The 22447-nt window shown below is 55.4% G+C and carries 18 protein-coding genes and 1 tRNA gene; 9 read left to right on the forward strand and 10 right to left on the reverse strand.

Going from position 1 to position 22447, the window contains the following annotated elements; genetic code table 11:
* Position 1 precedes the first annotated feature (1 nt).
* The 7 genes from ACN0WX_RS10240 to ACN0WX_RS10270 all read right to left on the reverse strand — a co-directional run bounded on the left by ACN0WX_RS10240 (position 2) and on the right by ACN0WX_RS10270 (position 6968).
* Positions 2–787, reverse strand: coding sequence for a phosphoadenylyl-sulfate reductase (locus ACN0WX_RS10240; protein ID WP_417622214.1), 786 nt, complete (start codon positions 785–787; stop codon positions 2–4).
* Positions 780–1205, reverse strand: a complete 426-nt coding sequence (locus ACN0WX_RS10245; RefSeq protein WP_417622215.1) for a DUF934 domain-containing protein — start codon at positions 1203–1205, stop codon at positions 780–782. Before ACN0WX_RS10245 ends, ACN0WX_RS10240 begins: the two co-directional genes overlap by 8 nt.
* A complete protein-coding gene (locus tag ACN0WX_RS10250) occupies positions 1198–2832 on the reverse strand; it encodes a nitrite/sulfite reductase (RefSeq protein WP_417622216.1) in 1635 nt (544 codons plus the stop codon). The genes ACN0WX_RS10245 and ACN0WX_RS10250 overlap by 8 nt, the downstream gene beginning before the upstream one ends.
* Position 2833: 1 nt before the next feature.
* Entirely contained in the window at positions 2834–3130 is a 297-nt protein-coding gene (locus ACN0WX_RS10255) for a DUF2849 domain-containing protein (protein WP_417622217.1), read from the reverse strand.
* Positions 3127–3918, reverse strand: coding sequence for a uroporphyrinogen-III C-methyltransferase (cobA, locus tag ACN0WX_RS10260; protein ID WP_417622218.1), 792 nt, complete (start codon positions 3916–3918; stop codon positions 3127–3129). Before cobA ends, ACN0WX_RS10255 begins: the two co-directional genes overlap by 4 nt.
* 66 nt (positions 3919–3984) lie before the next feature.
* Entirely contained in the window at positions 3985–5433 is a 1449-nt protein-coding gene (astD, locus tag ACN0WX_RS10265) for a succinylglutamate-semialdehyde dehydrogenase (protein ID WP_417622442.1), read from the reverse strand.
* Between the two features lie 134 nt (positions 5434–5567).
* Positions 5568–6968 carry a protein adenylyltransferase SelO family protein gene (locus ACN0WX_RS10270; RefSeq protein ID WP_417622219.1) on the reverse strand — a complete coding sequence of 467 codons (1401 nt, stop codon included), beginning with the start codon at positions 6966–6968 and terminating at the stop codon, positions 5568–5570.
* A 60-nt stretch (positions 6969–7028) separates the two neighbouring features.
* Between ACN0WX_RS10270 and ACN0WX_RS10275 the strand changes: the two genes are divergently transcribed.
* The 4 genes from ACN0WX_RS10275 to ACN0WX_RS10290 all read left to right on the forward strand — a co-directional run bounded on the left by ACN0WX_RS10275 (position 7029) and on the right by ACN0WX_RS10290 (position 11011).
* Positions 7029–7892 (forward strand): alpha/beta fold hydrolase, encoded by an 864-nt coding sequence (locus tag ACN0WX_RS10275; RefSeq protein ID WP_417622220.1) that lies wholly within the window; start codon positions 7029–7031, stop codon positions 7890–7892.
* Positions 7893–7924: 32 nt separating this feature from the next.
* Positions 7925–9070 carry a glycosyltransferase gene (locus ACN0WX_RS10280; protein WP_417622221.1) on the forward strand — a complete coding sequence of 382 codons (1146 nt, stop codon included), beginning with the start codon at positions 7925–7927 and terminating at the stop codon, positions 9068–9070.
* Between the two features lie 80 nt (positions 9071–9150).
* Positions 9151–10554, forward strand: coding sequence for an NAD(P)H-dependent flavin oxidoreductase (locus ACN0WX_RS10285; RefSeq protein ID WP_417622222.1), 1404 nt, complete (start codon positions 9151–9153; stop codon positions 10552–10554).
* Position 10555: 1 nt separating this feature from the next.
* Entirely contained in the window at positions 10556–11011 is a 456-nt protein-coding gene (locus ACN0WX_RS10290) for a GNAT family N-acetyltransferase (RefSeq protein ID WP_417622223.1), read from the forward strand.
* Between the two features lie 58 nt (positions 11012–11069).
* On the opposite strand, the gene ACN0WX_RS10295 is transcribed toward ACN0WX_RS10290, so the two are convergent.
* A complete protein-coding gene (locus tag ACN0WX_RS10295; RefSeq protein WP_417622224.1) occupies positions 11070–12386 on the reverse strand; it encodes an ammonium transporter in 1317 nt (438 codons plus the stop codon).
* Between the two features lie 100 nt (positions 12387–12486).
* A complete protein-coding gene (locus tag ACN0WX_RS10300; protein ID WP_417622225.1) occupies positions 12487–13485 on the reverse strand; it encodes a 2-hydroxyacid dehydrogenase in 999 nt (332 codons plus the stop codon).
* 110 nt (positions 13486–13595) lie between these two features.
* Here ACN0WX_RS10300 and ACN0WX_RS10305 point away from each other — a divergent pair, with 110 nt between their 5' ends.
* On the forward strand, positions 13596–14072 hold the full coding sequence (locus tag ACN0WX_RS10305) for an SH3 domain-containing protein (RefSeq protein WP_417622226.1): 477 nt from the start codon (positions 13596–13598) through the stop codon (positions 14070–14072).
* A gap of 1 nt (position 14073) precedes the next feature.
* Here the strand turns inward: ACN0WX_RS10305 and ACN0WX_RS10310 are convergent, their stop codons facing one another.
* A complete protein-coding gene (locus ACN0WX_RS10310) occupies positions 14074–15264 on the reverse strand; it encodes an acetyl-CoA C-acyltransferase (protein WP_417622227.1) in 1191 nt (396 codons plus the stop codon).
* A gap of 147 nt (positions 15265–15411) precedes the next feature.
* Here ACN0WX_RS10310 and ACN0WX_RS10315 point away from each other — a divergent pair, with 147 nt between their 5' ends.
* From ACN0WX_RS10315 to ACN0WX_RS10330, 4 genes are all read left to right on the forward strand, one after another.
* A complete protein-coding gene (locus ACN0WX_RS10315; RefSeq protein ID WP_417622228.1) occupies positions 15412–16176 on the forward strand; it encodes a prepilin peptidase in 765 nt (254 codons plus the stop codon).
* 103 nt (positions 16177–16279) lie between these two features.
* A tRNA-Leu gene (locus tag ACN0WX_RS10320) sits at positions 16280–16364 on the forward strand.
* Between the two features lie 212 nt (positions 16365–16576).
* Positions 16577–19120: a TonB-dependent receptor gene (locus tag ACN0WX_RS10325; protein ID WP_417622229.1), complete on the forward strand. Its 2544-nt coding sequence runs from the start codon at positions 16577–16579 to the stop codon at positions 19118–19120.
* A 226-nt stretch (positions 19121–19346) separates the two neighbouring features.
* Positions 19347–22295 (forward strand): TonB-dependent receptor, encoded by a 2949-nt coding sequence (locus tag ACN0WX_RS10330; RefSeq protein WP_417622230.1) that lies wholly within the window; start codon positions 19347–19349, stop codon positions 22293–22295.
* Positions 22296–22447 lie beyond the last annotated feature (152 nt).

A 22447-nucleotide genomic window follows, 5' to 3' on the forward strand; every position in this document is an offset into this window, starting at 1 on the left:
CCTAGAAAATAGGATCATTTGCACCGTTATGATCTTCCGTGCCCGGAACCGGAGAGACATCCTCATGAATACCGCATTCAGTCTTGTCCCAGCCACGCCAGCGTCCGGCGCGCGGGTCTTCGCCGGGCAACACTTTTGACGTGCATGGGGCGCAGCCGACAGAAAGATAGCCTTCCGCTTCCAATGGATGGCGCGGCAGGTCATGTTTTTCGAAATAGGCTTCGAGATCATCCTTGATCCAGTCGCCCAGCGGGTTGATTTTCAGGCGGCCATCGTCAATCTCGAACCGCGGGATATTATTGCGGGTGACGGACTGGAAGGCCTTGCGACCGGAAATCCAGCTGTCGAGACCATTTTTGGCGCGGTTCAACGGCTCCACCTTGCGGATTTCGCAACAACCGTCAGGATCGAAAGACCAGCGAAGGCCATTGCCATCTTTTTCAGTAAGAGCCTTTTCGTCGGGCATGATGGCATTGCTGTTCTTGATACCAAGCGACCGAACGAGCGTTTCTCGATATTCCAGGGTTTCCGGGAACATCTTGAGCGTGTCGACAAAAGTAACCGGAATGGTCGGGTCAACGGAGGCAACCAAGTGTAGCAGCACCGCGCTTTCGGTACCGAAGGACGAAACGACCGCTACTTCGCCCAATTTGCGTTCATCGAACAAAGCCTTGAGCATGGCGGTCGTGTCGACCCCTTCAAAGCGCTGGTTCAGCGCTTCCGTATCGGCCTCGGTAAAAGCCGGGCGAACATCGATCGAATCAATATTGCGTGCTGCTTCAGCCATGCCTTTTTCTCCAGATTGGCGTGCGCTGATCCGAAGTGCCCTGATAGACATTTTCATACCGGCTGATCGCTTCTTCCATCTGTGCGCGATTGATTGGCGCATCGGGTGCGAAAGCATCAAATCCGCAGCGCCGCATATAGGAAACCTGATCCAGCAGTACGTCGCCGCTGGCGCGCAATTCTCCGGTGTAACCTGCCTCGCGCAGAATTTGTGCAGCGGAATAGCCGCGGCCGTCACCAAATACCGGAAAGTCAATTTCGATCAGCGAAAGGCGATCGAGAAAGGATAATAATTTCCGGGCATCTTCTCCGGCTTCGATGCGGACAGCCGTGGCATTAGACTGGTCCAGAAAGGAATCGAGCGAAACCGCTGGTTCCTCATGAACGTCATCATCGCGCAGACGGATTGCATCAACCATAAATAGCCTCCTTGAATCGCGCCATGCCGACACGGCGATAGGTATCGATAAATCGCTCGCCGTCCTCGCGTTCTTCCATATAGAGATCGGTTACCGTCTCGATCGCATCGATCACGCCATCTTCCGTGAAACCGGGGCCGGTAATCTTGGCGAGACTGGTGTCTTCCGCACCCGAACCACCCAGCAACAGCTGATAATTTTCCGTGCCCTTCCGGTCGACGCCCAAAATGCCGATGTGGCCGGCGTGATGATGGCCACAGGCATTGATGCAGCCCGAAATCTTGAGCTTCAACTCGCCCAGTTCCCGTTGTCGGCCGAGATCGGCGAAGCGCTCGCTGATTTTCTGGGCGAGGGGGATCGAACGGGCATTGGCAAGGCTGCAATAGTCCAGACCGGGGCAGGCGATACTGTCGGTGATCAGGTCAAGATTGGCCGGTGCCAGGCCAGCTTCGTCCAGTGTTTTCCAGATCGCGTACAGGTCGCTCTTCCTGACATGCGCCAGCACGATATTCTGGCTGTGCGTCACGCGAAGCTCATCGAAGCTATATTGTTCCGCAAGATCAGCCATCAGGTCGATCTGGGCCGACGAGGCATCGCCGGGGATGCCGCCGCGCGGCTTCAGGCTGATTGTCGCAATCGCATAGCCGGGCTGCTTGTGCTCGTTTACGTTCTGGTCCACCCAAATGGCAAAATCGGGATCGGACAGATCAATATCGTCGCTGGCGGCCTGATCGAATGGCGGATCGGCAAAAAATGAAGATATCCGGGCGAGTTCCTCGACCGGAGGATTGAGGCCCAGCGTCTTCATATGGGCAAATTCTTCCTCGACCTGGCGGGTATATTCCTCCTTGCCGAGTTCGTGGACGAGGATTTTGATCCTTGCCTTGTACTTGTTGTCCCGTCGCCCGTAGCGATTGTACACGCGCAGGCAGGCCTCCGCATAGCTGATCAATTCGTCAGCCGGCACAAAATCGCGGATTTCCGGCGCGATCATCGGGGTGCGGCCCATGCCGCCGCCGACGAAGAATTTTGCGCCCAGTTCACCCGCGTCATTGTGGACCAGCTGAATGCCGATATCGTGCAGCCGCATCGCCGCGCGGTCGGTGTCGCTGGCAATCACCGCAAATTTGAATTTCCTGGGGAGATAGGAAAATTCCGGGTGAAAGCTTGACCATTGTCGCAATATCTCGGCCCAGGGACGCGGATCGGCAATTTCATCAGCAGTTGCACCAGCGAATTGATCCGAGGAAATGTTGCGGATGCAATTGCCGCTGGTCTGGATCGCGTGCATTTCGACCGACGCCAGATCGGCGAGAATATCGGGCGCATCTTCCAGCTTTATCCAGTTATACTGGATATTCTGTCGGGTGGTGAAATGGCCGTAGTCGCGGTCATATTTGCGCGCGATATGGCCGAGCATCCGCATTTGCTTGCTGCTCAGCGTACCATAAGGAACCGCGACCCGCAGCATATAGGCGTGGAGCTGCAGATAGAGGCCGTTCATCAGCCGCAGCGGCTTGAACTGGTCCTCGGTCAGGTCACCGGCGAGGCGGCGTTTCACCTGGTCGCGAAATTCCTCGACACGCGTGTCGACCATTTGCTGGTCATATTGGTCATATTGATACATGTCAGATCACCCATAAGCCGGCGTCGGGATCGGCCGGTTTCAATGTCAGGTCGGGACGAACGGTCGGTCCGAGTGCGCGGACCCGGTCCTTGATATGCGCCGGTCGCGGGCCGTCGTCGGTTTGTTCAGCGTCGATAATATAGGGGGAGTTCACCCGGCGGGCGGCTTCCTCGCGCTGCAGGATCGCTTCGCCCTGATCGCCAACATCTGCGGCGTCTTTGACAAAACGTGACCAGTCAAGGCCGGTCCACCAGATAACGTCACCAGTCTTGAGATCATTTCCGGTCAATATATTCATGCGACCACTCCCGCTATTTCAGCAAATTCCATGAACTTTTCCTCGGCATCGCCATATCGGGCGACATCGCCAACAACGAGCAAGGCCGGGCTCTGCACATTTTCGCGCCGGACAAGATCACCGAGGTCGGTCAGTAGCGTGCGCAGCGCACGGAAGTCGCTGCGGGTTCCATTTTGCAGTACCGCAACCGGCAGATCGGGAGCCGCGCCATCGGCGATCAGCTTCTCGACGATCGCTTCAGCATTGGCGACGCCCATATAGATAACCAGCGTGCGGCCTTTTCCGGCAAGGCCTGACCAGTTCTGATCGGACAGACCCTTGCATTGACCTGCGACAAAAGAAACCGCACTGGAAGCATCGCGGTGGGTGAGGGGCATTCTCGCCTGAGCGGCGCAACCCAGTGCGGCACTAATGCCGGGGACGACTTCGACCTCCACGCCAGCGGCCATACAATCGTCTGCTTCTTCACCACCGCGGCCGAAAATAAACGGATCGCCGCCCTTGAGCCGGACGACAAGCTGGCCTTTCGTCGCTTCGTTGATCAGGAGAGCGTTGATTTCGTCCTGGGCAACGCTGTGCAGCGACCGTTTCTTGGCGACCGAAAAGCGGCGCGCGGATGGCGGCGCCAGCTCCAGAATTTCGTCGCTGACCAAGCCATCGTGAACGATCACATCGGCGCGTTGCAGCAGTTTAGCTGCCTTCAGCGTCAGCAGATCGGGATCGCCCGGGCCAGCGCCGACCAGATAGACTTTGCCCGACGGAGCGGTGCTATTTGATGTTCTTTTCATAGATGCGATATGCGCGCATCGACCGGCATGTTCAAAACAGAAGTTTTTGGGGTAGCCTAAGCTGAGCTATTTGGCGGGCGCGGGTTCCACCCCGCCGGCTTGGTCTTCGTCCTTGAGTCCGATACCGATCGACGCTCTGGTTCGTTCCGCTTCCATTGAAACAACGGGATAGGCGCAATAGTCGGCAGCGTAATAAGCGCTAGGCCGATGGTTGCCGGAAAGCCCGATGCCGCCAAACGGGGCTTGAGAGGAAGCACCAACGGTCATTTTATTCCAGTTTACGATCCCGGCGCGGCTACTGGACCAATATTGGTCATATTGTTGCGGGGTTCCGCCGATCAGGGCAGAGGATAGCCCGTAACGGGTATTATTGGCTTCGGCGATGGCTTCCTCAAAATCAGCGACCCGGACGACCTGTAATATTGGTCCGAACAGTTCGATATCCGGGCGTTCGGGCAAGCTCGTAACGTCAATAATCCCCGGCGTCAGAAACGGGCGCCCTTCTACAGGTCTCGCCATATGCTTGATCGGCTTGCCGCCATGACTCATCAGGGCGAGGAAACTTTCGGTCAGTCCGTCGGCGGTTTCATTGTCGATCACCGGCCCCATGAACGGTGCCGGTTTGGCAAAGGGTTCGTCGATGATGAGGCGATCAGCGATGCGCTTCACTTCCCGGACGATACGATCATAGAGCGCGTCTTTCACAATCAGACGGCTTGCCGCAGAGCAACGCTGACCCGCTGACAGAAAGGCTGACTGCACGATGAGGACGGCGGCGCTGTGGATGTCGTCCGTATCCCAGGCGATAATCGGATTATTGCCCCCCATTTCCAAAGCCAGGATCTTGTCGGGTCGGGATGCGAATTGCCGATTCAATGCTATGCCGGTGCGCGCCGATCCGGTGAACAGCACGCCGTCAAGGCCGTCATTGGCCGTTAGCTGCTTGCCGGTCTCCGGGCCGCCGTGCAAGATATTGACCACGCCTTCCGGGAGGCCGGCCCGGGCGAATATATCAACCAGAAACTGGCCAACCGCCGGCGTTTTTTCTGATGGTTTGAACACAATTGTGTTTCCGGCAATCAGCGCGGGAACAATATGACCGTTGGGTAAATGGGCCGGAAAATTATAGGGGCCCAGCACCGCTAGAACGCCATGCGGCTTGTGCCGCAAAGCGGCGCGCATATTCGGCTGACTTGGCAACTGGCGCTGCGGGGTTCGGTCGGCATAGGCGTCCACCGAAATATCGATCTTGTTCACAACGGAATCCACTTCCGTGCGGGATTCCCAAATCGGCTTGCCGGTTTCACGTGAGATTAGTTCGGCCAGATCTTCTGCATTCGCTCGGACCTGGCTGGCATAGCGCTTTACAGCCTCAATGCGCTTGCCCAATCCTGTCGCAGACCACGCCGGCCATGCCGCACGCGCACTGGCGACAGCAGCGTCCGCATCCCCGGTTGAGCCGGTCCACAAGGTGGCGCCGGTTGCTGGTTCTATTGATATCAGGTCGCTCAAAATGGCCTCTGTTTTCTGTACGCAACTGGTAAACGAGGGTGAGTATATGGCACATCTCTTGGGATAGATAATACCCCAAAAATCGGGAATCATCCGGACCCGACAGGATAATGTTCCGAGCTGAGTACGGCTGGTCGTCAGCCGTTGCGAAGAGCCGCGCCCATGGCCCGTATATCCTGCACTTTTTGCTGTAGTGGATTCCAATTTTCATCGTCTGCGATAGCCGACCAGATCAATTCCACTTCCTCAATATGCATGGAACAGGGAACAGGATTGTCCCAATATTTGCTGACCGGCTCTCGCGAACGGGAACGACTGGCAATCAGCGCGCGAAATTCAGAAAATTCGGTGGAATCATCTTTCGGAAGCGCGAGACTTTCGGTTTTGCCCCAGTCGAAGAAAAACTGGTCAATCTGCACTGTTTTTTCCGCCAGCCCCGTTTCGGCGGCGACGACCAGTTTGCGGTCTTCCTCAAACCCTTCCGACCTGACTCCCAGCCGCCAGCAGAAATGTTCGGTGAACGCCGTCCCGTAAGCTTTGGGAAAAGCTTCCAGCGTCGCAACGAGTGGGTCACTCTCGGCAATCAGGCGCAGGGCGCTGGCAAACTGGGCCAGATTCCAGTGCAGTGCCTCGGGTTGTCGGGCAAAACAATATAGTCCGTCATGGTCGAAATAGGCGGCGGTGAAGCCGGGCTCCCAATAAGGCGTGAAACGCCACGGGCCATAATCGAAGCTTTCGCCCGTGATGTTGATATTGTCCGTATTGAGTACGCCGTGGACGAAGCCAGCGGTCATATAGGATCCGGCCAGCTTGGCGACTTCCTGCGCGACCTTGGCAAATAATTCCGTTGCCGGTTCGTCGGTTTGAACACCACCATAATATTGTTCAAGACAATATCTGACGAGATCGCGCATGAGTCCTTCGTTTTGTTCATAGGCAATGCGCTGGAAGGTTCCGATCCGGATATGCCCGTGGCTCAAACGGGTCATCACCGCCGATCGTGTCGGGGATGGTTCGTCCCCGCGCTGCAATTTCTCACCCGTTTCAACGACCGAGAAAGTTTTCGAAGTGTTGACGCCAAGCGCTTCGAGCATTTCCGTTGCCAGAATCTCTCGCACCGCACCCTTCAGGGTGAGCCGTCCATCGCCGGTCCGGCTCCATGGCGTTGTGCCCGATCCTTTGGTTGCCAAATCCATGAGACGTTGTTCATGGTCTCGCAGCTGAGCGAACAAAAAGCCTCGGCCATCGCCGATGTCGGGATTATAGTTGCGGAATTGATGGCCATGATAGCGCAGGGCCAGCGGTCGATCGAGATTGTCCGGTAGCGGTTCGAATCTTCCGAAATGATCGATCCAGCCTTGCTGGTCCAGACTGTCCAGCCCCACGCTCTGGTCCCAGCGATCATTGCGAAACCGCAGAATATGGCAGGGGAAATCGGCCGAAGCGACCGGATCGCCAATTTTTTCACCCAATTGGGTGATCTGGACATCAGGCTGATAGGCAGTCTTGCCCGGTTCGGATTGCGGTTTATATGGCATTATCTGACAGTGGCGGCTAATCGGTTGCACAGCAAGTGGCAAGAGGGGGCCTATCGCACAATGAGCGACGAAAATTCTTATCAGGATATTTTCTGGGAATCCGATGACGGGCTGAAATTGCACGCGCGGGATTATCCGTCCGACAGTGGCAAGACTCCGATCATTTGTGTGCCGGGATTGACTCGCAATGCCCGTGATTTTGAATATCTCGGTCCATGGCTGGACGGCAAACGGCGGATCATAATGGTGGACCTTCGTGGTCGCGGTCTGAGCGAATATGCCAAGGAAAGCGCTTCCTATAATCCGAAGCAATATCTTGCCGATATCATCGGGCTTATGGATCAGTTGCAGATTCCGAAGGCGATTTTCTTCGGCACATCGCTGGGCGGCGTGGTGACGATGGTCATGGCCAAGGCCTATCCCGCACGTGTGGCCGGAGCGCTGCTCAATGACATAGGCCCGGAACTTGACCAGAAAGGCCTCGACCGGATTGCCGCCAGCGTCGGACAGGGGCGGAGTTTTGACACCTGGGCTCACGCCGGACGCGATCTGGCGGAGAATAGTGGCGATATTTTCCCCGATTTCACGCTGAAAGACTGGATTGGCTTTGCCAAGAAAGTTTACCGGATGAATAGTTCTGGCCGGATCAAACTGGATTATGACATGAAAATCGCGGAACCATTCGACAGCAAGGGCGGCGGGAGCGGCGCTTTGTGGAACGCGCTGGAGAATATGAAAGAGATTCCGACTCTTATCTTGCGCGGTGAGCTATCGGACCTTTTCAGCGATAAGGTTGCCCGGCAGATGCTTGAAAAACTGGACAAGGGCGAACTGGTTACGGTGCCGCGCGTCGGGCACGCGCCGACGCTGGAGGAACCCGCCTCGCTTGACGCCATTGATCAATTGTTGCAGCGCATCGATTGACCATCCCTTCGGCAGCCACACAAAAATATCACATGAAACCAGCAAAAATCCTGCATCTCCACAGCACCTTCAATCTGGGTGGCAAGGAAGCGCGCGCCGTCCGGTTGATGAACCATTTCGGCGGAGATGCCGAACATGTGATTTTGTCGGCTGAGCCCGATAGCCTGTCCGCCCGCGACGGGATTGATTCCAGGGTACAAGTGGCCTTTCCCAAGGATGCGCCGTCGCTTGCTGGAAAACCGTCATTGAAACGCTATCGTGAATTCGTGACCTATTTCCGGCAGTTTGATCTGATCCTTTCCTATAACTGGGGGGCGATGGACGGGGTGATGGCGCGGACGCTGTTTTCCCGCGTCGAGGGTCTGCCGCCGCTGATCCATCATGAAGACGGCTTTAACGAGGATGAACAGAAAAAGCTTAACTGGAAACGAAACTGGTTCCGCAAATTCGCGCTTGGTGCTGCCCAGGCACTGGTCGTGCCGTCTGAACAATTGGTCCGGATCGCCACCGACGTCTGGAATCAGCCAGAGCAAAAAATCCACCGCATCCCCAACGGGATTGACGTAAAGCGTTTCGAAAATAAGCCGCAGCGCGGCGCTTTGCCCGGGTTCACGCGCCGCGAAGGCGAGGTGGTTGTCGGCACGGTCGCCGGGCTGCGCGCGATCAAAAATCTTCCGCGTCTGGTGCGGGCCTGCGCCGCTGCCGGTGATAATGTCCGGCTGGTAATTGTCGGTGAAGGGCCCGAAAAAGACAGAATATTGGCTGAAGCAAAAAGGGTCGGACTAGGCGACCGCTTGCTGATGCCCGGATTTCTGGCCGACCCGGCGCGCTATATCGGGCTGTTCGATATATTTGCGCTGTCTTCCGATAGCGAGCAATTCCCGATCTCATTGATCGAAGCGATGGCGGCTGGCCTGCCGGTTGCAGCAACCGACGTTGGTGATATCAAGTCGATGGTTTCGCAAGCCAATCGCGGTTTCATCAAGCCCCTTGGCGATGAGAGCAAGTTTTTCGAATCCCTGACTACATTGGTCCAGCACCAGCAATTGAGAGAAGATCTGGGAATGCAAAATCGGCTCAAGGCGCAGGCGGAATATAACGAGAGCAAAATGCTGGGTCGCTATGCCCTGCTTTATGGCCACGCGCTGGGAAGAGCCGATTTCGGCTCCGCCAAATAGCGAATTTTGCAAGAGAGTTTTTTCGAGCATTTCAGAGCTTCGCCGTCTATATCGGCATTTGAGGAAAATAGGAGATTTCATTGTTCAAAGGCTTAAAACCCATCCAGTATAATGGTCAGGAAGTATGGCCGTTAATCGAGGGTGGAAAGGGCGTCGCAGCCACCAATCACGCCAGTTCGGGAGCCTGGGCTGCCGCTGGAGGTATCGGTACGGTATCCGCAGTCAATGCGGACAGTTATGACGAGCATGGCAATGTCATCCCGCAAATCTACCATGGTCGGAAACGCGAAGAGCGGCACCAGGAACTGATCCAGTACGCGATCGATGGTGCGGTTACGCAGGTCACTCAGGCCTATGAAATTTCCAATGGCAAGGGCGCGATCAATATCAATGTCCTGTGGGAAATGGGCGGCGCGCAACAGGTCTTGGAAGGCGTATTGGAGCAAACCAAAGGCATGGTTGCAGGTGTTACCTGCGGCGCCGGCATGCCCTATAAACTCTCCGAAATTGCCCAGCAATATGGCGTAAACTATCTGCCGATCATCAGTTCCGCCCGCGCCTTCCGCGCGCTGTGGAAGCGGGCCTATAAAAAGGTTCCCGACTTGATGGCCGCGGTAGTCTATGAAGATCCATGGCTGGCCGGTGGCCATAACGGCCTGTCCAATGCCGAGGACCCGAAAAAGCCGGAAGACCCTTATCCACGGGTGAAAGATTTGCGCGATACGATGCGCGCAGAAGGTATTGCAGACAGCGTGCCGATCATCATGGCCGGCGGTGTCTGGCATTTGCGCGACTGGGAAAACTGGATTGACAGCGAAGAGCTTGGCCAGATTGCGTTCCAGTTCGGAACAAGGCCCTTGCTGACCAAGGAAAGCCCGATCCCGGAAAGCTGGAAAAGCGAGCTGACCAAGATCAAGGAAGGCGATATTCTTCTGCACAAATTCTCGCCCACCGGTTTTTACAGTTCTGCGGTTCGCAATGAGTTCCTCCGCAGTCTGGAGGCGCGATCCGAACGGCAGATTCCCTATTCGACCGAGAAAGCGGGTGAGCATACTCACCAGCTGGACGTCGGCATCAAGGGCAAGAATTTCTGGGTCACGCGCAACGACTTGCTGCGCGCGCGGGAATGGGATGGTCTCGGCTTTACCATGGCGATGAAAACGCCCGATAATACGCTTGTGTTTGCAACGCCGGAAGAGTCGAAGATGATCCGCAAGGATCAGGCGGACTGCATGGGTTGCCTTTCGCATTGCGGTTTCTCGGCCTGGAAGGATCACGACAATTTCAGCACCGGACGGCTGGCCGATCCGCGCAGTTTCTGCATCCAGAAAAGCCTGCAGGAAATCGTCCATGGCGCACCGGTCGAGGAACATCTGATGTTCGCCGGTCATGGTGCCTATAATTTCGGGACCGATCCCTTCTATTCCAACGGCTTTGTGCCGACAGTGAAGCAACTGGTAGACCGCATATTGACGGGCGACTGAGTTGGATATCCGGCTTGATGATCTGAGCGGCCAGCAGGTTCAGGACCTGCTGGCTGCCCATCTCGCCGGAATGCAGCAAAATTCGCCGCCGGATAGCGTCTATGCACTCGATTTGAGCGGGTTGCAGGATTCTGATATGTCCGTCTGGACGGTTTGGGATGGTGAAGGATTGATGGGCGTTGGTGCGCTCAAGCAGCTTTCCGCTTCGACCGGAGAGATCAAGTCGATGCGGACCGATCCAGGGCATTTGCGCAAAGGGGTTGGTCTCGCGCTACTCGATCATATCATTTCAGAGGCGCGGCGACGCGGCTATCGGCGGTTGAGTCTGGAAACCGGTTCTGGTCCGGATTTTGAAGCCGCACTCAGTCTTTACCGCCGGCGGGGCTTTGAAAATGGCGCGCCGTTCGGTGACTATGAGCCCAGTGCATTCAACCAGTTTTTGCATCTTGAATTATAATAGATAATTTCGCGTGCGCGCCGAAACCCTTCTCCCCTGTGGGAGAAGGGCTCCATGACTAGTCCAGGTCCCACGCCCGTTCACCATGGTTGGAAATATCCAGGCCATCGCGTTCATCATCTTCGCTGACCCGCATGGGAAGGACGAAGCTGATACCAAATCCGAGGATCGCCGTGGCTACGGCCGACCAGATAGCGACTGCGCCAACACCGATCAGCTGGGCGACAAACTGGCTGCCGAATGCCATGCCTTCGGCGTAGCCGGTACCGCCAAAACCTTCGCTGATGAACAGAGCGAGTAGCAGACTGCCTAATATCCCGCCGACGCCGTGGACCGCGAACACATCAAGGCTATCGTCGATCTTGAAGCCATTTTTCACCAGACCGACCGCCATGAAGCAGACTGTTGACGCCGCTACGCCAATGATGATCGACGCGCCGGGGCCGACAAATCCGGCTGCTGGGGTGATCGTGGCCAGTCCGGCTATAGCACCGGTAGCAACGCCAACCGCAGTTGGTTTTCCAACCTTGAATTTCTCGATCAATATCCAGATCAGCGCGGCTGTCGATGCGGCAATATGGGTATTGATGATAGCCGCCGAAGCGTCATCGGTTGCGGTCAGCGCGGAGCCGCCGTTGAACCCGAACCAGCCGACCCAGAGCATCGCAGCGCCGGCGACGGTCAAGGCAGGGCTGTGCGGCAGCATCATCGTTTTCGGCCAGCCCATGCGCTTGCCGAGCATGATCGCGACGACCAGCGCGGAAACGCCCGCTGTTGTATGAACAACAATGCCGCCAGCAAAGTCGAGGACGCCAAGGCCGCTGAGCCAGCCGCCGCCCCACACCCAATGGGTGACTGGCGCATAGACTACCAGCAACCAGAGCGCACAAAAAGCGACGACCCAGCCGAAGCGCGCACGCTCAACCCAGGCACCGATCATCAGCGCGGGGGTGATCACCGCAAAAGTCATCTGGAACAGGGCAAAGGTAGATTCGGGTATCGTTGTATCTTCACGGACGTTACCAAGATTCGCCATCATCCAGTTGAGTCCATTGCCTAAAAATCCGTTTGTAACCTGACCGAAAGCGAGAGTGTAGCCGACGACAAGCCAGAGTACGGAGCAAATTCCCGCCACCGCCATGCACTGGATGAGCACCGACAGGAAGTTTTTGGAACGGACAAGGCCGCCGTAGAAAAGTGCAAGTCCGGGCAGGGTCATCAGCAGCACGAGCGCACTCGACGTCAATATCCAGGCCGTATCACCGCTGTTGGCCACATCTGCGGTCGCCGGATCGAGCAATTCCTGGGCCCGCAGCGGAGAAGTCGCCCAGATCGCTGCCAACAGCATGCCCAGACTTCTGATTGGATATTTCATGATGTTCCCCGCTGCTATAATTTTATTATGTCTGATTGGCTTGCCGAATCAGATTGCGCGGAATTTCTAGTCGAGTCGGGAGAGGGACTCAACGGAAAGCTTACACCCAGCCCTCAAGCACCTGATCCGGTGGGCGATGTCCGTCGGCCCAGACGCGGATATTGGCAATCACCCGCTCTCCCGATGCCTCCCGCCCTTCAAACGTGGCGCTGCCCATATGTGGAATCAGCGCGGTATTTTTGAGCGTCAGGAAGCGTGGATCGATATTGGGTTCCTTGTGATAGACGTCGAGTCCGGCCCCGCCGATTTTTTCGTTCTGCAGGGCTTCGATCAAGGCATTTTCATCGACCAGGTCACCGCGTGCAGTATTGATCAGATAGGAAGAGGGCTTCATCATCCTGATCCGCTCGGCGCTTATCATTTCGTGGGTTTCGGCCGTGTGCGGGCAGTGGAGCGTGAGAATGTCGCATTCCCGGACGAGATCGTCGAGATCGGCGATAAAAGTGGCGCGCAGCGTTTCTTCAACAGCCGGTGGCAATTGACGGCGGTTATGATAAAAAATCGACATACCGAAACCGGATGCGCGACGAGCCACGGCCTGTCCAATACGGCCCATGCCGATGATACCAAGCTTTTTCCCACCGATACAATGGCCAAGCATGCCGGAGGGTTTCCAGCCCTCCCACTGGCCGGAGCGCAGTAGCCTCTCGCCCTCTGAAAGGCGGCGTGGAACGGACAATATCAACGCCATGGTCATGTCTGCGGTGTCCTCTGTGAATACACCTGGCGTATTTGTGACCATGATTTTTTTTGCGCGTGCTGCGGCAAGGTCAATATGATCGACGCCGGCACCAAAGCTGGCGATCAGGCGGAGGCGCTCTGGCGCATTTTCGATCATTTCCGCATCGATTTGGTCGGTCACCGTGGGCACCAGCACATCGCAGTCGGCCATCGCGGCAATCAGGTCTTCGCGGGAAAAGGGTTTGTCTGTCAGATTTGGAACCGCATCGAATAGTTCGGACATTCGGTTCTGATTGCTGTCCGCCAATTCGCGGGTGATGATGACACGGGGATTAGCGGGGCGTGGTGAGTCTGACATAGGTTCATCGCTATGCCTGAAATCTGGTTCAGGTCAAGCAGGCGACTATTGAAGCGACCCAGCTTTTCGGGCTATATATGGATATTCGGGGAAATGAGTAACCAATCATTATGCGTATTCTGGCTTTCATGCTCATCGCGATTTCGGGCTTGTCGCTTGCGTCGGCCGCAAAGGCGCAGCAGGAACCGCCTTACTGGGCATCAATAGATGAGCCAGAGGCACGAATGCGTACCGGCCCCAGCACCGAATATCCGACCATGTGGATATACAGGCGCGAGAAGCTGCCGGTAAAAATCCTTGCGCGCTACAAAGCGTGGCGAAAGATAGAGGATCACGAAGGAACGCAAGGGTGGATGCACGCGCGTCTGCTCAGCGCCGCCCGGACGGGACTGGTGCTCGCGACCAGCGGCAAGCCGGTCGCGATGCGCGCCTTACCCGCGAATAATGCCAAAATTATCTGGCGCGCCGAACCGGGCGTCGTTGGCAGTCTGACTCAATGCGAGAAAAACTGGTGCCTGTTCGATGTGACTGGTCGTCAGGGCTATATCAGCATCAACGATGTCTGGGGTGACGAACCGCTGAAATAGCTCAGTCGGTCAGTTCTACCGCTACAGCGGTAGCTTCGCCGCCGCCAATGCACAAAGCTGCAACCCCCTTTTTCAGGCCGCGTTTTTTCAACGCTGCGATCAAAGTTACCATGATCCGCGCGCCGCTGGCTCCGATCGGGTGGCCGAGAGCGGTTGCACCGCCGTTGACGTTCAGCTTGTCCCGGCTGATGCCGATATCCTGCATTGCGAACATCGCGACACAGGCGAAGGCTTCGTTGACTTCCCACAGATCAACGTCGGCAACTGACCAGCCAGCTTTGTCGAGGACCTTTTGAATAGCGGCGACAGGAGCAGTGGTGAATTTCGCGGGTGCGTGCGCATGGGCGGCATGGGCCACGATCCGGGCGACAGGCTTCAGACCTTTGGCTTCCGCGACGCTGGCGCGGCTAAGCACCATCGCAGCGGCACCATCGGAAATCGAGGATGCATTGGCAGCGGTGATTGTGCCGTCTTTCGCGAAAGCGGGGCGTAGCTGCGGAATCTTGTCGGGATTTCCCTTGAGCGGCTGTTCGTCCTTGTCGACCGTGACGCTGCCCTTGCGGGTCTTGACTTCGACCGCGACAACTTCGTCATCAAAATCGTCACCTTCGACGGCGGCCTTGGCACGGGCCAGAGATTCAATCGAATATTCGTCCTGCGCCTCGCGCGTCAGTTGATATTCGCCCGCGGTTTCTTCGGCGAACGTACCCATCGCCCGACCTGGTTCATAGGCATCTTCCAGCCCGTCGAGGAACATATGATCTTTCGCTTCGGTATGCCCCAGCCGTGCACCGCTGCGCATTTTCGGCAGCAGATAGGGCGCATTGGTCATGCTTTCCATGCCGCCGGTGACGATGATGTCAACCGAGCCCGCTGCCAGCGCCTCTGCGCCCATGATTGCGGTCTGCATGCCGGAACCGCACATTTTATTGACCGTGGTGGCCTCAACCGATTGCGGCAGGCCGGCATAAATGGCGGCCTGACGGGCAGGGGCCTGTCCCTGGCCAGCGGAAAGCACATTGCCCATGTAAATGCGTTCGACATCCGCGCCATCCACGCCGGCGCGTTCCACCGCCGCCTTGACCGCGACAGCACCAAGATGGGATGCGCTGACTTCGCCGAGCGCGCCTTGCATACCGCCCATAGGGGTGCGGGCGTAGGAGAGAATGACGATCGGGTCGGAATTGGACATGGGTTGGCCTTTCTGGTTCTGTTGCGCCGCTTTAGGCGAGCGCGAATCTCGAAACGGACATAGGCGTGGCTCTGCACTTTTTCAATTGCGCCATTGAACGGCAGGGCTGAGCGTGCCAATCGAGCAGCGGAGTCTTGTTTGGAGCGCATGTTGCCCCCGTATCTCTTTCCAATTGCCGGCATTTTCCTTGGTTTGATCATAGGGAGCTTTCTGGCGACCTTGATTCTTCGCTGGCCGGCGGATCGTTCGGTCATGGCTGGGCGTTCCTCGTGTGACCAATGCCGGCATCAGCTTCGCTTCTGGGAGCTGATCCCTGTGGTGAGCTTCATCCTCCAGGCGGGCAAATGCCGCCGATGTGGTGCGACGATTGCGCCGGACCATATTGCAGTCGAACTGGCTGCGGCGCTGATCGGCGGCCTGGCCCTGTTTGCCGCGCCCAACGCTGAAGGGTTCGCCGGGGCGGTATTTGGCTGGCTTTTGCTGACGCTGGCGGCCCTGGATGTGAAGCATCACTGGTTGCCAGACCGTTTGACGGTGATGCTGGCCGGGTTCGGACTTCTGGCAGGTCTCTTCTTCGATGATCCCGCGCTGCAAGACCGCCTGATTGGCGGGGTTGCAGGATTCATCGCTCTGGCGCTCATTGCCGCTGCCTATAAAGGCCTGAGGAACCGCGATGGGCTCGGTGGCGGCGATCCCAAAATGCTCGGTGCGATCGGCTGCTGGCTGGGCTGGCACGCCTTGCCGCTGGTCATGGTCGGTGCCACTTTGATCGGGATACTGGTTGCGATCACGTGGCAACTGCGGGGCAGAAGCGTTGGCGCCGACACGATGTTGCCGCTCGGCAGTCTGATGGCAATCGCAGCCTTTCCTCTCTGGCTCTGTCAGGCGGCCAGTGACAGTTGGTTATATTAATTTCCGAAGTTTGTCGCGGGGCAGGAAAAAGCCGTTGCCAGCGCAATGCCTGTTCGCTAACAGAGCGTCGATTTCGCTGATCGTCAATTGACGCAGCCAAAGAGCCCCTGTGGTGGAATTGGTAGACGCGCTCGACTCAAAATCGAGTTCCGCAAGGAGTGCCCGTTCGAGTCGGGCCAGGGGCACCATTTCCCGGAAATTGAAATATTGTGACTTAGTTGCAACGATATTTGAGGATTTTGCATTAATGCGCAGTAATGCGGTCTTTTTTAGGGATATCCGCTGGACTGCACCCGTTATTTGAACCAGTGCCCCGCACAGGAGCGGACAGTCTGCTCCATTTGTTTAACGCCCCTATTTCAAGCCCACGGACATAACGGTCGGGGCGCAGGAGAAATTAATGAACATCGCAAAATTTTTGGCCGCTACTGCCCTCAGCAGCGTCATCGCAGCTTCACCTGTCTATGCGCAGGATGTACAGCAAGAGGAAACGTTTGACGAAAACGTCATCATCGTGACCGCTACCAAACGCGAACAAACGCTCCAGGAAATTCCGGTAGCAGTGACCGTAACCGGTGCTGAAGATATTGCGAAGGCACAGGTCCGCGATCTGAACGATCTCCAGACGCTTGCTCCAACTCTGCGGGTTAATCAGCTGCAAAGCTCCGCGAATACCAACTTCATCATCCGTGGTTTCGGTAACGGTGCCAATAACGCCGGCATTGAGCCCTCGGTTGGCGTGTTTATCGATGGTGTCTATCGTTCGCGTTCCGCCGCCCAAATTGGTGACCTTCCAAATCTCGAACGGGTCGAGGTTTTGCGGGGACCTCAGTCGACCCTGTTCGGCAAAAACGCTTCTGCCGGCGTGATCAGTATTGTTACGCAAAAGCCGCAGTTCGATTTCGGTGGCTCCGCTGAGCTTAGCTATGGCAACTATAATGCAATCATCGCAAAAGCCGATGTTACCGGGCCGATTAGCGACACCATCGCTTTCAGCCTCGCCGGCAATTATAATAAGCGCGACGGCTATGCCGACGACCTCAATCTGAACACCGACGTCAACGAGCGCAATCGTTACGGTGTCCGTGGTCAGTTGCTGATCGAACCGTCCAACGATCTGTCCATTCGCCTTATTGCCGACTACGACAAAATTGACGAGGATTGCTGCGTCGCCGGCAATGTTGTCAACGGGCCGACGGGCGCTATTGTAAACGCTTTGGCTGGTGGCATCGGTCTTGATGCTGAGAACCCATTTTCTTATAATGTTTACACCAATCTGCCTTCGGAAAACCGGATCAAAAATTACGGTGGATCGGCGCAGGTTGATTATGATCTGGGTGCCATCGGACTGACGTCGATCACTGCTTACCGTGGCGTTGATTCCTTCAGCGATCAAGACTCCGATTTTACTGCGGCCGATCTGCTCAGCCAGAATGCCAATGATACCGAAATACGGACGTTCACCCAGGAATTCCGTGTCGCATCGGATTTTGATGGCCCGATCAACTTCCTCCTCGGTGGTTATTATTTCAACGAGAAGATCGATATCGCAAACAGCATCAAATTTGGCGACGATTTCCGTGCTTACGGTGACGCGCTCATTGGTGCGGCGACAGGCGGAGCGTTGAACTTCAATACTCTGGAAGCTGTCTTTGGCGGCAGTGATTTCGCTGCAGGCCTTGTGGCTTCACCAGCTGTTTATGCCAATCGCTTCTTCGCTAGCGGGACCGGGTATGATGAAGCCTATACGTTCAAAAATGAAGCCTATTCGTTCTTCGGCACGGTTGATTTCGAACTGACTGATGGCCTGGTTCTGACCGGCGGCCTGAACTACACCAATGACAAGAAGAAATTCTCCAATAATGTTGTAGCGACTGAAGCCTTTGCGGCGATTGATTTCAATGCACCGCAATATGCGGCATTCCGCGAGCAATTGTTGCTCGGTGCAGGCGTTGATGCCGCTACCGCGGCGTTTCTGGCCGCGAACCCGACCATCACATTGCCCGATGGATCGAGTGCAAATCCACTTGCAGGTCTGGCACCGTTGCAATTCTTCCCGCCTTTGGTCAATTTGCCCAATGCGGTGGAAAATGGCCGTACAAATGATGACAAGCTGACCTACACGGCTCGTTTGGCTTATGAAGTTTCGCCAAGCCTGAATGTGTATGCGAGCTACGCAACCGGCTTCAAGGCAAGTTCGATCAACCTGTCCCGTGACAGCCGTCCGTTTGCGTCCGACGCTGCGGCGCTGGGCACAGCTGGATTGTTACAGCCAAACCAGACTTTCGGTTCGCGTTATGCCGGACCGGAAAATGCCACTGTTTATGAAATTGGTATCAAAGGACAGTGGGATGTCGCGGCGTTTAACCTGACATTCTTTACCCAGTCGATCAAAGGCTTCCAATCGAACGTCTTCAACGGAACCGGTTTTGAACTGGCCAATGCTGGCAAACAAACCACAAAGGGTTTTGAGTTTGACGGCAATGTTTCGCCGACAGACGGTTTGAAGTTCAGCGTCGCCGTAGTCTATCTGGATCCGGTCTATGACAGCTTCGAGAACAGCGTATATGGCGATATTTCGGGAACAACCCCGTCGACCATCCCGGCACTGTCGACAACCCTGGGCGTCGATTATGATATCGACCTCAGCGATATGCTGGGCCTGAATCTTCGCGCCGACTACCATTACGAGTCGAAAGTCAATTTGATTGATGACAATCCTTCCGATCCGACATCGATCAATTTCACGCGTGAAATTAATGCGCTGAATGCGTCTGCGACACTGACCTATGACGAGAGCATCAAGTTCACGATCTGGGGCCGTAACCTGACCGATGCGACATATTTGACAACTGTATTCCCTGCGGTTGGCCAAGAGGGAAGCTTCACCGGCTATCCAAATCAGCCGCGGACCTATGGTGTTACCGCGCGCTATACATTCTAAGCGCAGCGATCATCTGTAAAATTGCACCCCCGCCGGGACATCCGGCGGGGTTTTTTTGTATCAAAATTGCATCAAACACCTGCGCCGTGATGCAAAAATAGAACATGCAGGTGCAATTTTATCATTTCCGGCTGGACTTAATCGCGCGATTAGTTGAATATTGAGTCATTGGGGAGATGAGCAAAAGCTTCACTCTCCGGTAATAACTGGGATTTGGGAGAGAGAAATGCGTAAATCGCTACTGTTAGCCGCTACAGCTATATCGACAATGTCCGCACCCGCCTTTGCGCAGGATCAAGATGACGGCTTGAATGACAATATCATTATCGTGACAGCGCAACGTCAGGCACAAAGTGCCCAGGATGTTCCAATCGCGGTTTCTGCATTTTCAGGAGAAGCGCTGGAAGCCCAACAGATCGAAAACAGCTCCGATCTCCAGCTTACGCTTCCAAACATCACTTTTACCAAAACCAATTTTACCAGCTCCAGCTTCACCATTCGCGGGATCGGCGATTTATGCGTGGGTACATCCTGTGATCAGGCAACTGCCATTCACTTGAATGATTCTCCGTTATTTTCCACCCGACTTTTTGAAACCGAGTTTTTCGACCTTGAACGCGTTGAAGTCCTGCGCGGTCCACAAGGTACCTTGTTTGGACGAAATGCAACGGCAGGGGTGGTCAACGTTGTAACGGCCAAGCCGAGATTGGGTGAGTTCCAGGCATCCGGCGATCTCGAATATGGCAATTATAATGCTCTGAAGGTCAAGGGTATGGTCAACATACCGCTGGGCGACACATTAGCATTTCGCGGTGCAGGCGTTTATGTGAAGCGGGATGGTTATACTACCAATCTCAATGGTGGGCCTGACCTAGATGACCGAGAATTATATTCGTTGCGCGGTTCATTGCGTTTCGAGCCTAGTCCGGACACTTCGATTGATCTCTATGCTTCCTATTTCCGTGAAGATGACAATCGGATGCGGATCCAGAAGCAATATTGTCAACGCGACCCGACAGGGATCTTGGGTTGCTTGAACAGTTCGCGCAACGCAGAGTCCTTCAACGCCAACTCGACTTTCACAGCCGCTTTATCATCGCGGGAATTTCTGGCCATTCGAGGAATACCAACCGCATTTGCACTCGGCAGCCTCTATGGACCCGACCAATATGACGGTATCGATATTCCGGCAGATTCGCGGACGGTCAACACCGCTTTCACACCGGAATATTTCACCAGCGAGCTGACCTTTCAGGGCAAGATCGAACATGATTTCGGTCCGATCAGCGCGCAACTTTCGGGTACCTATCAAAAGGTGAAGCTGGATTCACGGCAGGACTATAATAATAATATTGGCCGACGGGATATTTATGCTCCTGCGTTGAATACGCTGGCCGCCGCCGCCGCAGGTCTTGTTCCGGGGCTTCCTGCCGCATATTTTGCACCGATTGCTGCTGCGATTATTCCCAATGGTCCAGATGGAGTATTATGTACCTCGGATACCGATACTATCGGTCTCGGGTCATTTGGTGGCAACAGCAATTGTGCGACAACACCGCTTCAATATGATCGTTCAAACCAGTATAATAGCAGCTGGTCGGCCGAAGCCATTATTTCGAGTGATCTCGATGGACCGTTCAACTTTCTGGTTGGCGGTATTTATGCCGACTATCATCTGACCGAGAATAGCTATTATGTGAACGCATTTGCGATTGATTATGTCGCAGGTCTGCTTGGCAGCTTTACGGCGCTGGGTGGTGGCTTGCCGCCTGCCTTCCTCGGCACGCCTTATTATCGCAACAATACTGATGATCTGACGGTCAAGTCCTACGGCCTGTTCGGGGAAGTCTATTTCGACATCAGCGATAGGCTGAAATTGACCGGCGGCCTGCGTTACAACAACGACAAGAAAAATGTTCGGGCCCGTTCGACCCTGGCAAGCTTTCTTGTTCCTTACGGTCAGACCACTGATGCATTTGAGTCACCCTTTGTCGGATCTTTTGATGGTGACCCGGGTACGCCAGGCAACCAGATTTTTCAGAATCGTGAAGTAAAATTCAATGAAATCACCGGTCGCGCGGTACTTGATTATAAAATCACCGACGACAATCTGCTCTATATGTCCTATTCACGTGGGTATAAGTCGGGCGGTATTAATCCGCCTCTGCAGCCAATCTTTGCGGTGCCGGAATCGTTCCGGCCAGAGCAGGTCGATGCCTTTGAAATCGGATCGAAAAACTCATTTGGCGATGGTGCTCTGCAACTCAATCTGACTGCATTTTATTACAAATATAAAGATTTGCAGCTCAGCAAGATTGTTGCCCGGACTGCGGTCAATGAGAATGTTGACGCCGATATTTATGGTGCGGAAGTCGAGGCCATCATTCGCCCTGATCCGGACTGGATGATCAACATGGGCTTCAGCTATCTGCATACCGAGGTCAAGGGCGATACGTTTAACAGCGATCCGCGCGACTTTGGTGGCGGTCGTTCCGATGCGGTAATCATCAAGGACATCACGAATGCGTCTAACTGTGCGGTTGCTTCCACTTCCGGGAGTGCTGCGGGTGTCAATCAGTTCGTCAATACGATAAACAACGTCATCAATGCAGGCCTGGTGCCTGGCGTAGCTGCGGGCGCGAATCTCCAGCCAACCACGGCCTTCCCGGCTAATGGCGGCATTGCCTCAACCGGTGCATTCGGCCTTTGTAGCGTATTGGAAGCGGCGGCAGCGGGTGCATTTGCCGGGGCAGGCATTGACCCGGCTGCATTTGGCGGGATCGAATATTTCGCTGCCGGTGTGCCCAAAAATATCAAGGGCAATGACCTGCCGCAAGCGCCTCAGCTGAAGTTCTCAGCCGGCGTGCAATATACGCATAACTTCGACAACGGCATGAGCCTGGTTCCCCGTGTTGATCTTGCTTATACGGGCGAAAGTTTCGGCAGTATCTTCAACGGCAATGTCAACCGGATCAAAGGCTATGCGCAGGCAAACGCCCAGATCCAGTTGAACGGGACGGATGACCGCTGGTATGTTCGTGGTTTCATCCAGAATATATTCGACAGTAACGCCGAAACCGGTCTCTATGTGACGGACCAGTCATCGGGTCTCTACACCAACGTCTTCACGCTGGAACCACGCCGCTACGGTATCGGTGCCGGTTTCAAGTTCTGACCTGAAGCGACCATGTTATGAAAGAAGCCCTGCCGGGAATCCGGCGGGGCTTTTTTGTTAGCGGAGATGCCTTTTGGCAAAGGGGTGGCCTGATCCGGATTTCAGATATTTTTCATAATTGGCTGCCTTATCTCGATCAGGGAAGCCATGAA

The sequence above is a fragment of the Parasphingorhabdus sp. genome (assembly GCF_048269915.1).
Classification (GTDB): domain Bacteria; phylum Pseudomonadota; class Alphaproteobacteria; order Sphingomonadales; family Sphingomonadaceae; genus Parasphingorhabdus.